11 protein-coding genes and 1 tRNA gene are annotated in these 12477 nt (G+C 70.5%); 5 read left to right on the top strand and 7 right to left on the bottom strand.

Annotation, left to right across the window (positions count from 1 at the left end; all coding sequences use genetic code 11):
- The first annotated feature begins 18 nt into the window (after nt 1-18).
- From pheA to ACY34K_RS09400, 3 genes are all read left to right on the top strand, one after another.
- Nucleotides 19-954, top strand: coding sequence for a prephenate dehydratase (pheA, locus tag ACY34K_RS09410; protein ID WP_462745675.1), 936 nt, complete (start codon nt 19-21; stop codon nt 952-954).
- 638 nt (nt 955-1592) lie between these two features.
- Nucleotides 1593-2870 (top strand): serine--tRNA ligase, encoded by a 1278-nt coding sequence (gene serS / locus ACY34K_RS09405; protein ID WP_462745674.1) that lies wholly within the window; start codon nt 1593-1595, stop codon nt 2868-2870.
- On the top strand, nt 2867-3673 hold the full coding sequence (locus ACY34K_RS09400) for an HAD family hydrolase (protein WP_462745673.1): 807 nt from the start codon (nt 2867-2869) through the stop codon (nt 3671-3673). Before serS ends, ACY34K_RS09400 begins: the two co-directional genes overlap by 4 nt.
- A gap of 143 nt (nt 3674-3816) precedes the next feature.
- Here the strand turns inward: ACY34K_RS09400 and ACY34K_RS09395 are convergent.
- From ACY34K_RS09395 to ACY34K_RS09365, 7 genes are all read right to left on the bottom strand, one after another.
- Nucleotides 3817-3901: transfer RNA gene (locus ACY34K_RS09395), tRNA-Ser, on the bottom strand.
- A gap of 289 nt (nt 3902-4190) precedes the next feature.
- A complete protein-coding gene (lpdA, locus tag ACY34K_RS09390) occupies nt 4191-5594 on the bottom strand; it encodes a dihydrolipoyl dehydrogenase (protein ID WP_462745672.1) in 1404 nt (467 codons plus the stop codon).
- 84 nt (nt 5595-5678) lie between these two features.
- On the bottom strand, nt 5679-5921 hold the full coding sequence (locus ACY34K_RS09385) for an SGM_3592 family protein (protein ID WP_462745671.1): 243 nt from the start codon (nt 5919-5921) through the stop codon (nt 5679-5681).
- A 147-nt stretch (nt 5922-6068) separates the two neighbouring features.
- Nucleotides 6069-6788 carry an ABC transporter permease subunit gene (locus ACY34K_RS09380; protein ID WP_462745670.1) on the bottom strand — a complete coding sequence of 240 codons (720 nt, stop codon included), beginning with the start codon at nt 6786-6788 and terminating at the stop codon, nt 6069-6071.
- Between the two features lie 14 nt (nt 6789-6802).
- Nucleotides 6803-7714: an ABC transporter ATP-binding protein gene (locus ACY34K_RS09375; RefSeq protein ID WP_462745669.1), complete on the bottom strand. Its 912-nt coding sequence runs from the start codon at nt 7712-7714 to the stop codon at nt 6803-6805.
- Nucleotides 7715-7763: 49 nt separating this feature from the next.
- On the bottom strand, nt 7764-8666 hold the full coding sequence (locus ACY34K_RS09370; protein ID WP_462745668.1) for an ABC transporter permease: 903 nt from the start codon (nt 8664-8666) through the stop codon (nt 7764-7766).
- Nucleotides 8663-9637 (bottom strand): ABC transporter ATP-binding protein, encoded by a 975-nt coding sequence (locus tag ACY34K_RS09365; RefSeq protein ID WP_462745846.1) that lies wholly within the window; start codon nt 9635-9637, stop codon nt 8663-8665. Before ACY34K_RS09365 ends, ACY34K_RS09370 begins: the two co-directional genes overlap by 4 nt.
- Before the next feature lie 216 nt (nt 9638-9853).
- Here ACY34K_RS09365 and ACY34K_RS09360 point away from each other — a divergent pair, with 216 nt between their 5' ends.
- Nucleotides 9854-10705, top strand: a complete 852-nt coding sequence (locus ACY34K_RS09360; RefSeq protein ID WP_462745667.1) for a M24 family metallopeptidase — start codon at nt 9854-9856, stop codon at nt 10703-10705.
- The gene (locus ACY34K_RS09355) at nt 10705-12471 is read left to right on the top strand and encodes an SDR family oxidoreductase (RefSeq protein WP_462745666.1); all 1767 of its coding nucleotides are present in this window, start codon (nt 10705-10707) and stop codon (nt 12469-12471) included. Before ACY34K_RS09360 ends, ACY34K_RS09355 begins: the two co-directional genes overlap by 1 nt.
- Nucleotides 12472-12477: the final 6 nt, after the last annotated feature.

Raw genomic sequence — 12477 nt, 5'->3', positions numbered from 1 at the left:
CGCATTAGGGTGACCGGTATGTCGGCCACGCGCTATACGTATCTCGGTCCCGAGGGCACCTTCACCGAAGCCGCCCTGCGTACGCTGCCGGAAGCCGCCACGCGGGAACTGGTGCCGATGGTTTCGGTGCCCGCGGCACTGGACGCCGTGCGGGCCGGCGAGGCCGCCGCCGCGCTGGTACCGATCGAGAACTCGGTGGAGGGCGGCGTCACCGCGACCCTCGACGAGCTGGCGTCGGGCGAGCCGCTGATGATCTACCGCGAGGTGCTGCTGCCGATCGCGTTCGCGCTGCTGGTGCGGCCGGGGACGAAGCTGTCGGACGTCAAGACGGTGACCGGTCACCCGGTCGCCCAGCCGCAGGTCCGCAACTGGCTCCGCAGGCACCTGCCGGAGGCGGTGTGGGAGTCCGCCGCGTCGAACGCGGACGGTGCGCGACTGGTGCAGGAGGGCCGGTTCGACGCCGCCTTCGCGGGCGAGTTCGCCGCGGCGACGTACGGGCTGGAGGCCCTGGTCACCGAGATCCACGACGCCGAGAACGCCGAGACCCGGTTCGTGCTGGTGGGCCGTCCTGCCCGGCCCGCCGCCCCGACGGGCGCGGACAAGACGTCGGTGGTCCTCTGGCTGGGCGACGACCACCCGGGCGCGCTGCTGGAGCTGCTCCAGGAGTTCGCGGTACGGGGCGTCAACCTGATGCTCATCCAGTCCCGGCCGACGGGTGCCGGCATCGGCAATTACTGCTTCGCCGTGGACGCCGAGGGCCACATCGCGGACCGGCGGGTGGGCGAGGCGCTGATGGGGCTGAAGCGGATCTGCCCGAAGGTGCGCTTCCTGGGGTCGTACCCCCGGGCCGGGGTGTCGCCGGACGACGTCCGTGCGCTGCGGCCAGGCACCTCGGACGAGGACTTCGTGGCGGCGTTCGACTGGCTCGCGCGCAGCCAGGACGGCCGGGCCTGAGGCCGCGGCGGCCCCGGTCGTACGTACGTACTTTCCCTGCCCACAGAAGTTATCCACAGGGCTGCTTCTCGACCTGGGGACAAGTCGACAACACAAGCGCGCAAGGTCGACAAATCCCCCTAGCCATCTCACTTCTGCCCACAGGACGGCACGACGGCCCCTGTCACCCCAATTCCATTGATCAACACCTTAGAGCGAAGAATTCCCACCCGAATGAGTGTGTGCACCGGGTTTGATCAGGGAATCCTGGGGCGGGTGCAGACGTTTCGGAGCGATCAATTCCGAAGTCCACAGACCTTCCGCACAGCCTGTGGATAACTTTCTGGACCCTCGCATACCTGTGGACAACAGCGCCCGCGGTCCAGTGGCGACGGGGGCGGGGGTCAAGGGTCCGGTCGGCGAGATGCCTCTTTCCGGCGAAGGAAATGCGCTTATTGACGATCTCGGGAGCATTCCGCAGACCGCCACGACCGCTTCGCCGTCACTTCGCGTCCACTCCCGCGACGCTTTGACAGCACTTCGGCGGCGCTTTGGCGGCACTTCGGCGGCACATTCGTTAATTCCGGCATTTCCGGCAAAACGACACGCTCGGCGATATCGATTGGGGTGGCCCGAGCGCACACCGGTAGCCTGGTGGGGTGATTGACCTTCGCCTGCTCCGTGAGGACCCCGACCGTGTTCGCGCCTCCCAGCGCGCCCGTGGAGAGGACGTCGAGCTCGTCGACGCCCTGCTCTCCGCCGACGAGCGGCGCAGGTCGTCCGGCGTCCGCTTCGACGAACTGCGCTCCGAGCAGAAGTCGCTCGGCAAGCTGATCCCCAAGGCGTCCCCGGAGGAGCGGGCCGAGCTGCTGCAGAAGGCCGAGCAGCTCAAGGCGGACGTCAAGGCCGCGGAGGCCGCACAGAACGACGCCGACGAGGAGACCCGCCGGCTCCTGCTCCGGCTGGGCAACCTGGTCCACCCCGACGTCCCGGTCGGCGGCGAGGAGGACTTCACCGTCCTGGAGACCCACGGCACGATCCGTGACTTCGGCGCCGAGGGCTTCGAGCCGAAGGACCACCTGGAACTCGGCGAGGCGCTCGGCGCCATCGACGTCGAGCGCGGTGCGAAGGTCTCCGGCTCGCGCTTCTACTACCTGACGGGCGTCGGCGCCCTGCTGGAGCTCGCGCTCGTCAACGCCGCGATCGCGCAGGCCACCGAAGCGGGGTTCGTCCCGATGCTCACCCCCGCGCTGGTCCGCCCGCGCGCCATGGAGGGCACGGGCTTCCTCGGCCAGGCCGCCGAGAACGTGTACCACCTGGAGAAGGACGACTACTACCTGGTCGGTACGTCCGAGGTGCCGCTCGCCGCGTACCACATGGACGAGATCATCGACGCCGACAAGCTGCCGCTGCGGTACGCCGGCTTCTCGCCCTGCTTCCGGCGCGAGGCCGGGACCTACGGCAAGGACACCCGCGGCATCTTCCGCGTCCACCAGTTCGACAAGGTCGAGATGTTCTCGTACGTCGCTCCGGAGGACGCCGAGGCCGAGCACAAGCGGCTCCTGGACTGGGAGAAGCAGTGGCTGACGGCGCTGGAGCTGCCGTTCCAGGTGATCGACGTGGCCTCGGGCGACCTCGGCGCGTCCGCCTCCCGCAAGTACGACTGCGAGGCGTGGATCCCGACGCAGGGCAAGTACCGCGAGCTGACGTCCGCCTCGAACTGCGACGGCTTCCAGGCCCGCCGGCTGTCCGTGCGGATGCGCGACGGCAAGAAGGTGCAGCCGCTGGCGACGCTGAACGGCACGCTGTGCGCCGTACCGCGCACGATCGTGGCGATCCTGGAGAACCACCAGCTCGCGGACGGCTCGGTGCGGGTGCCGGAGATCCTCCGCCCCTACCTGGGCGGCCGTGAGGTCCTGGAGCCGGTCTCCAAGTGACCCCGTTCCCCTACAAGCTGGTCGCGACCGACCTCGACGGGACGCTGCTGCGCTCCGACGAGACGGTCTCGCAGCGCACGCGTGACGCGCTCGCCGCCGCGACGGCGGCGGGCGCCGCGCACATCGTCGTCACCGGCCGGTCCGTCCCGTGGACGCGCCACATCCTCGACGACCTCGGGTACGACGGCCTCGCCGTCTGCGGCCAGGGCGCGCAGGTCTACCACGCGGGGGAGCACCGGCTGCTCACGTCGGTGACCCTGGACCGCCAGCTGGCCGGTCTCGCCCTCGCCAAGATCGAGGCGGAGGTGGGCCCGCTGGACCTGGCCGCCAGCCGCGACGGCCTCGACGGCGAGGTCCTGGCCAGCGCCGGCTACCGCATCCAGGAGGGCCCGCTCCCGTACGTGCCCTTCGAGAACCCGGCGGACCTCTGGTCGGCCCCGCTCAACAAGGTCTACATCCAGCACCCCGAACTCGACGACGACGCCCTGGCGCGCGTCGCCCGCGAGGCGGTCGGCAGCCTGGTGGACGTGGTGGTGGCGGGCCCGGGCATCGTGGAGATCCTCCCCCTCGGCCTCTCCAAGGCCACGGGCCTCTCCCTGGCGGCCCGCCGCCTGGGCGTGAAGTCCACGGAGACGATCGCCTTCGGCGACATGCCGAACGACATCCCCATGTTCGCCTGGGCGGCCCACGGCGTGGCGATGGCGAACGCGCACGGCGACCTGAAGGCCGTGGCGCACGAGATCACGGCGTCGAACGAACACGACGGCATCGCGTTGGTCCTGGAGGAACTGCTCTCACGTTGAGCGAACCCGGGGCTGCGGGTTCGGCCCACCCCGTCCCTTCCCGGATTCCGCGGGGGCCCGGCGGTTCATGGTTGCCCCTGGACGAAGCCCTCGCGGGAGGAACGGGGGCCTGCCGACAGCGTGTTCCCGCTGACAGCGTGTTGCGGAGGATGCGCGGATCGAACGCGCGCGGGGCTCACCCCGACCACGGCTTAGCAAGCCGGTGCCTTACCACTCGGCCAATCCTCCGGGAGGGGCGGCCCGCGCGGATGCGCGCTCGAAGCGGCCGCCCCGGGCAGCTTCCGACAGCGGCTCACGGAGTGATTCGGTGGCTACTCCGGTGCCCGCCGCACGCTGCCCTGCTGGGAGCTCGACGTACTCCGACTCTCCTCGGTCATCGTCGTGCTCCTCCCCGGTCTCGAAATTCGGCTGCGCACCCGTGCGCCGGTGTGTGGCTGCGTCACCAATGTGCCCCTCACGACGGCGCGACGCCACCGAATTAACGGTGACGCCGCGCTGCCCGGGGACCAACGCCCGCTCAGAAGTTGATCATGTGACCCGCGAGCCCGTGCACGGCCTCCCTCACCGCCTCGCCCAGCGTCGGGTGCGCGTGCACGTTCCGCGCCACCTCGTGGACCGTGAGGTCCCACTGCTGGGCCAGCGTCAGCTCGGGCAGCAGCTCGGTCACGTCCGGACCGATCAGGTGCGCACCGATGATCTCGCCGTACTTCGCGTCGCTGATGAGCTTCACGAAGCCGGTCGAGTCGCCCAGCCCGTGCGCCTTGCCGTTCGCCGTGAAGGGGAACTTGGCGACCTTGACGTCGAAGCCCTTCTCCCGCGCCTGCGCCTCGGTCCAGCCGAAGCTGGCGATCTGCGGCTGGCAGTAGGTGGCGCGCGGGATCATCGGGTAGTCGAGCTCCATGGTCTCGGCGTCCGCGATCGTCTCGGCGGCGACGACACCCATGGACTCGGCGGTGTGCGCGAGCATCAGCTTCGCGGTGACGTCACCGATGGCGTAGATGTGCGGCACGGACGTGCGGCAGCGGCCGTCGACGTCGATCGCGCCGCGCTCGGTGAGGGCGACGCCGGTGGCCTCCAGACCGTATCCGGTGACGTTCGGCGCGAAGCCGATGGCCTGCAGGACCTTGTCGGCCTCCAGGACCTTCTGGACGCCGTCCTTGCCGGTGACGGTGACCCGGACCTGCGGGCCGGACTCGTCGATCGCCTCGACGCGGGTCGAGGTGAGCACGTCGATGCCGAGCTTGCGGTACTGCTTCGCCAGTTCCTTGGAGACGTCCTCGTCCTCCAGAGGCGCGATCCGGTCCAGGAACTCGACGATCGTGACCTTCACGCCGTAGTTGTGCAGGACGTAGGCGAACTCGACGCCGATCGCGCCGGCACCGGCGATGACGATCGACTGCGGCACACCGTCGGCGAGGATCTGCTCCTCGTACGTCACCACGCGCTCGCTGCGCGAGGTGCCGGGCAGCAGCTTCGGGGTGGCGCCGGTGGCGATGATGCAGTTGTCGAAGGTGATCGTCTGCGTCGTGCCGTCGGAGAGCGCCACCTGGAGGGTGTTGGCGTCGAGGAAGGTGCCCCGGCCGTCGAACTCGGTGATGCCGTTCTTCTTCATGAGGTAGTGGACGCCCTTGACGCGGCCGTCCGCGACGGTGCGGCTGCGGCGGAACGCCTCGCCGTAGTCGAAGGAGACCGTGCCGTCGACCTTGATGCCGAACGTCTTCGCCTCGTGGTGGAAGATGTGGGCCAGCTCCGCGTTGCGCAGCAGGGCCTTGGTGGGGATGCAGCCGACGTTCAGGCAGACACCGCCCCAGTACTTCTCCTCCACCACCGCGACCCGCTTGCCCAGCTGGGCGGCGCGGATGGCGGCGACGTAACCGCCGGGGCCGGCTCCGAGTACAACGACGTCGAAGCGGTCTGACATGGCTTACTCCCCAGGTTGTGAGCTTGCTGAGCGCCGGCGTGCGTCCGGTCGCGCACCAGCCCACAGTAATCCTGGAGGCAAGGCTCAGTCCTTGCGGCGCCGTTTCTTGCGGCGGCGGGCCCGGCTCCAGAACCAGCCGGCCGGCGGCTCGTCCGCCCGCCACGGCTGGGGCTCGGGTGCCCGGCCGCGCCAGCGGGCGGCGAGCATCCGGGCCCGTGCGGAGGGCTCGGTCGTCTCCGCGGCGCGTACGAAGTCCTGGTCGAATGCGACGTCGTCCCGGGATGCGTCGGCGTCGGCCCGGTGGTCCGGGTCAGGGTCGGCGGCCATGGGCACCTCCTCCGTACCGCAAGTGTGCACGGGATCGCGTCAAACCGGTGTGAAAGGCGCCCGCTCCGGCCACCGCCGGCCGGGGACGAGAAACGCCCTCCACGCGCGCGTGGAGGGCGTCTTGCCCGGCGTGCTCCTCGTCCCGCCCTACTCCTCGCCCGCCAGGGTCAGGGTGCGCAGCTTCTGTCCGGCGTACCAGGTCGCCGCGACCGTCACCCCGGCCAGCAGGACCACCGCGACCGGCAGGCCCACGTCCGAGGCCACCAGACCCTCGCCGCTGACGTTCTCGGCGACGGCGAGGGCCCACTGCTGGACGCTCAGGGTGCGCGCCCCGGAGATGAGGGTGCCGAACAGCGCCTCCCAGACCAGCGCGTAGACCAGGCCGATGACGACCGCGTGCCGGCTGACCGTGCCCAGCAGCAGGAACAGCGCGCTGTACGCGATCGAGGCGACGAGCGCGGCGACGGTGTAGGCGACCGCCACCTGCTGGCCGTTGCCGTTGAGGATCATCCCCGCGACGAAGGTGGGGACGGCCGAGAAGACCATGGTCACGGCGATGGACACGATCAGCTTGGTGAAGATGATCGAGGGCCGCTTCACCGGCTTGGCGAGGAGGTAGACGATCGAACCGTCGTCGATCTCGGGTCCGATGGCGCCGGTGCCGGCGATGACACCGATCAGCGGCACCATGGTGGCGAGCGCGAAGCCGCCCAGGACGTCGGCGGCGATCTGGTCGTCGACGCCGTTGAAGGCGCGGACGGCGGCCGCGATGAGCAGCAGCAGCCCGGGCAGCACGAAGAGGATCGCGGCCCGGCGGCGGCCGAGCAGGGCCCGGTAGGTGAGCCGGGCGACCGTGGGGTTGTACATGTCTGGGGCTCCCTTCAGGCCGCGACGAGGTACGAGAAGACCGACTCGAGGGACTCGTCCGATGGCGAGACCGTCAGCAGCCGGATGGAGTGCTCGCGGGCGACCTTCGGGAGCAGTTCCGTGAACCGCCCGAAGTCCACGGCCTGGATGCGCAGCGCGCCCTCGGTGACGTCGACCTCGATGCCCGCCGTCGACGGGTCGGCGATCAGCGCCGCCGCCAGCGCCCGGTCGTCGCTGGAGCGGACCAGGTAGCGGTGCGGGCGGTCGGTCATCAGCCGGCGGATCTTGCGGAAGTCACCGCTCGCGGCGTGCCGGCCGGCGACGATCACCTCGATGTGGGAGGCGAGTTGCTCGACCTCCTCCAGGATGTGCGAGGAGAACAGGACCGTGCGGCCCTCGGCGCCCATCCGCCGCAGCAGGTCCATCAGCTGCATGCGCTGGCGCGGGTCCATGCCGTTGAACGGCTCGTCGAGCAGCAGCACGGACGGCTCGTGCACCAGGGCGGAGGCCATCTTCACGCGCTGGCGCATGCCCTTGCTGTACGTGCCGATCTTGCGGTCCTGGGCGTACTCCATCTCCACGGTCGCGAGGGCCCGCTGGGCCTCCTTCGCGCCGAGGCCGTGCAACTCGGCGTTGGCGACGACGAATTCCCGGCCGGTGAGGAAGTCGTACATCGCCTCGCGCTCGGGGACGACGCCGATCTGCCGGTAGACGGACTCGTTGCGCCAGATCGTCTCCCCGTCGAGGGTGACGGTGCCGGTCGAGGGGGCGAGGAAGCCGCCCATCATGTTGATCAGGGTGGACTTGCCGGCGCCGTTGGGACCGAGCAGGCCGGTCACGCCCGGGCCGACGGTCATGGTGACGTCGTTGACGGCCACGACGTTGCCGAACCACCGTGACGTGTGGTCGATGACGAGAGTGCTCATGGGCGCAGCCGATTCCTTGGAAGGGTGGTGGCGGGCGACGGGAGGGCGGTCACAGCCCGACCTTTCGGTAGCGGCGCATCAGGACGCCGTAGGAGCCGGCGATGAGCGCGAGGACGACCAGGAGGTAGACCACGCCGACTCCGGCGCCGGGTCCGGCCTCGGCGGGGAAGGACGACGAGGCGCCCAGGAACGCGGTCTGCACACCGTCGATCAGGGTGACGGGCGAGAACAGGCCCAGCCACTTCACGGCGCCCAGGGAGCCGGTGCTCCAGGCGATCGCCTGGACGGTGGAGACGGCTCCGTACGAGATGGTGAAGGTGGCGATGACGGCGGCGACACCGAAGCCCCTGCGGGGCGTCAGCGCGGCCATCACCAGGCCGATCCCGCCGAACAGGACGGAGAGCAGCGCCACGGAGAGCAGCCCCTGTGCGAATCCCTTGGTCTGGTCGGCGAAGTCCATCTTGGCCAGCAGCGACCCGATGTACAGGATGAGCAGCGGCAGCGCCGTGAGGATGAACAGCGCCGACGCCATCGCGCTGTACTTGGCGAGCACGTAGTCGACGCGCTCGATCGGCCGGGAGAAGTACAGCGGGACGGACTTGAACCGCAGGTCGCGGGAGACGGACTGGGGCGCCTGCGCGGCCAGGAAGAGACCGATCACGGCCTGCGTGAAGATCGCGTAGCGCGTGTAGTCCAGCGGCAGTTCCGTCAGCTTGGTCGCCACGGCGACGGCCACGACGATCAGCGCCGGGACGCACATCACGCCGAGCAGGATCATCGGCAGGACCTTGGACTTGGCACTGCGGCCCAGTCCGTAGGAGCCGCGCAGCGACTGGGAGAACAGGGAGCGGCGGGCATAGGCGCGGCCCAGCCGCAGCCCGTCGTAGTCGCGGTACCCGATGTTGTGGATCCGGGTCTGGGACCCGTTCTGCGTCTGGGTCTCGGTGCTCACCGGGACTGCACCTCCATGGCGCCGTGGGCCGCTGCCTCCGTCGCCGGGCGGAAGACCTCGGCGATGTGGTGACGGCGCTGTTCCATGCGGACGAGACCGAGGCCGAGCCCGGCGACGGTGTCGCACACCAGGTCGTAGGTCTCCTCGCCGGTCGCCTCCAGCAGCAGGATGTGGCCCGCGCCCGGCAGGCCCTCCTCCACGCCCGCGTGCAGGGTGATTCCGGCGGCGGTGAGCGCCTCGCGCAGGGCCGCCGTGCCGTCGGGGTGGGTGTCGCTGTCGGTGACCTCGACCGCGAGGGTGGTCGTGATCTGGGTGAAGTCGCTGGTGGAGCTGGAGCGCAGCAGCCTGCCGCCGTCGATGACGACGACGTGGTCGCAGGTGCGTTCGAGCTCGCCGAGCAGGTGGGAGGTGACCAGGACCGAGATGCCGAAGTCCGTGTACACGCGGCGGATCAGACCGAGCATCTCGTCGCGGCCGACCGGGTCGAGGCCGTTGGTCGGCTCGTCCAGCAGGACGAGCTTCGGGTCGTGGACGAGGGCCTGGGCGAGCTTCACACGCTGCTTCATGCCGGTCGAGTAGCCGCCGATGGGGCGGTAGCGCTCCTCGTACAGCCCGACGTGGCGCAGGGTGTCGGCGGTGCGCTCGCGCGCCGCGGTGGGCGGCAGGCCGGACATCCGGGCCATGTGGACGACGAACTCGGTGGCCGAGACGTCGGGCGGCAGGCAGTCGTGCTCGGGCATGTAGCCGACCCGCTCACGGATGGCGGCGCCGCTGGTGGCGACGTCGAGGCCGAGGACTTCGGCCCGGCCCTCGGTGGCGGGCGACAGACCCAGCAGGATCTTGATCATGGTGGACTTGCCGGCTCCGTTGGCACCCACAAGTCCGGTCACACCGGGCCCGATGTCCAGGGAGAGCCGGTCGAGAGCGGTCACCCGGGGGAACCGCTTGCTGAGGCTTTCGGTCGCGATCACAGTCACGCTTCGAAGGTAGTGGCGCAGGCCACAACGGGCGTCAGACCAGGCGGCTGGATCGATGTCCGACTCCAGGACTACGGGCCCGTAGGGGGGCCCTCCGGAAGTCGCTGTTCTCCACAGTCCGTGCACGGCTCTTGACGCAGCCGCCGAGCATTGTCACATTCATCAGTGTCAAGTTACGACCGCGTACGGCACACGGGACGGACGGGTGGCATGGCCTCAGCAGTCTCATCGGTGACTCGGGAACCGGGCGCGGACCTGCGCGGGTTCAGAGAAGTGCAGCGCCTGGCGTACGCATGCGCGGAGGCGGTCGCCGGACAGCTCAAGCCGGGGGTCACCGAGCGCGAGGCGGCCCGGATGCAGCGCGACTGGCTGCGCGAGCGGGGAGTGCGGGACTGGTTCCATCTGCCGTTCGCCTGGTTCGGCGACCGTACGGCGTTCGTGAACTTCCGGGTCCCTCTGCAGTTCTTCCCGACCGGCCGGCGGCTGGAGGCGGGGATGCCTTTCATCCTCGACATGGCACCGGTGTACAAGGGCTACACCGCGGACATCGGCTATTCGGGTTGCCTGGGCTTGAACCCGGTCCACGACAAGCTCCTCGCGGACCTGGAGGAGCACCGCGAACTGATTCTGCGGGAGGTCCGGGAGCGGCGCTCCCTGCGGGAGATCTACGAGGACGTGGACCGGCTGATGGTCCGGCAGGGGTACGCGAACCGGCACCGCGCGTACCCCTTCGGGGTGATCGCCCACAAGGTGGACCGGGTCCGCGAGCGCCGCTGGTCGCCCACGCTCTTCGGGTTCGGCACCCAGTCGCTGAAGGGCCTCGTGAGCGACGCGGTCCACGGCCACCGGGAGGGCTGGTCGCCGCTGTGGTCGCCGTACCGGTTCTCCGATCACCCGCCGCGGCCGGGGCTGTGGGCGGTCGAGCCGCATCTCGGGTTCCGGGGTACGGGCGCGAAGTTCGAGGAGCTCCTCGTGGTCACCGACTCCCGGGACCCCGAGCAGAGCGCGTTCTGGCTGGACGACGATCTGCCGCACGTGCGGCGCTGGGCGGAGGGCATCTGATGGCGTTGGCGGGGGCGCGGGAGCGCCGGGTTCGCACCGGTGGGATCGAGCTGTGCGTGGCCGAGCTGGGTGACGCGGACCGTCCGACGGTCGTGCTGGTGCACGGCTACCCGGACTCCAAGGAAGTGTGGTCCGAGGTCGCGCCGAAGCTCGCCGAGCACTTCCACGTGGTGCTGTACGACGTGCGGGGCCACGGGCGGTCGACCGCGCCGGTGCCGCTGCGCGGCGGGTTCACCCTGGAGAAGCTGACGGACGACTTCCTGGCGGTCGCGGACGCGGTCAGCCCGGACCGGCCGGTACACCTGGTCGGCCACGACTGGGGCTCGGTGCAGGCCTGGGAGTTCGTCACGGTCAAGCGCACCGAGGGGCGGATCGCCTCCTTCACCTCGATGTCCGGCCCCTCGCTCGACCACTTCGGGCACTGGATCAAGAAGCGGATGACCCGGCCGACGCCCCGCCGGGTCGGCCAGCTGCTCGGCCAGGGCGCCAAGTCGTGGTACGTCTACCTGCTGCACACCCCGGTCGTGCCGGAGCTCGCCTGGCGCGGGCCGCTCGGCAAACGGTGGCCGAAGATCCTGCGGCGGCTGGAGAAGGTCCCCGGCGGCGACTATCCGACACCGTCCCTGCCGGCGGACGCGGCCCACGGCGCCTGGCTCTACCGGGACAACGTCCGGGCGCGGCTGCGCCGTCCGCGTGCCGACGCGTTCGCGCACGCGCCCGTGCAGCTGATCACCCCGACCGGCGACATCTTCCTGTCGGAGCGGCTCTACGACGACCTGGGCACGTGGGCGCCCGACCTGGTGCGCCGGGCACTGCCGGCCAAGCACTGGGTGCCGCGCACCCGTCCGGACCAGCTCGCCGCGTGGATCGGCGAGTTCGTGACGGCACACGAGGAGCGGGGTGGTGAGATGCCGGCCCCGGTGGCGTCGGGGAAGCCGTACGCCGACCGGTTCGGCGGCCGGCTGGTCCTGGTGACCGGCGCGGCCAGCGGCATCGGGCGGGCCACCGCGTTCGGGTTCGCCGAGGCGGGCGCCCGGGTGATCGCGGTGGACCGGGACGCGGAGGGCGCCGCGCGGACGGCCGAGATGGCCCGGCTGATCGGTGCGCCCGAGGCCTGGAGCGAGGTGGTGGACGTCAGCGACGAGCAGGCGATGGAGAAGCTCGCCGAGAGGACAGCCACCGAGTACGGCGTCGTGGACGTGCTGGTGAACAACGCCGGCATCGGGCTGTCCGGCTCCTTCCTCGCCACGACGACCGAGGACTGGAAGAAGGTCCTCGACGTCAACCTGTGGGGTGTGATCCACGGCTGCCGGATCTTCGGCGGGCAGATGGCCCAGCGGGGTCAGGGCGGCCACATCGTCAACATCGCGTCCGCCGCGGCCTTCCAGCCGTCCCGGGCCCTGCCCGCGTACAGCACGTCGAAGGCGGCGGTGCTGATGCTGAGCGAGTGCCTGCGCGCGGAGCTGGCCGGGAAGGGCATCGGGGTCACCGCCATCTGCCCCGGCATCGTGAACACCAACATCACCGCCACGGCGAACTTCGCCGGTGTCTCGGCGGAGGAGGAGAAGCGGCTGCAGAAGCGGACGGCCCGGCTGTACGGGCTGCGGAACTACCCGCCGGAGAAGGTCGCGGACGCGATCCTGCGGGCCGTCGTGCGGAACCAGGCGGTCGTGCCGGTGACCCCGGAGGCCCGCGGCGCCCACCTGCTCTCGCGCCTCGCACCGCGGGCCCTGCGGGCCCTGGCCCGCCTCGACCCCCCGGTGTGACGGCGG

Source organism: Streptomyces sp. STAM6, assembly GCF_054963715.1.
Note: the sequence above shows the minus strand (reverse complement) of the source record. Positions and strands in the feature narration are given on the sequence as shown.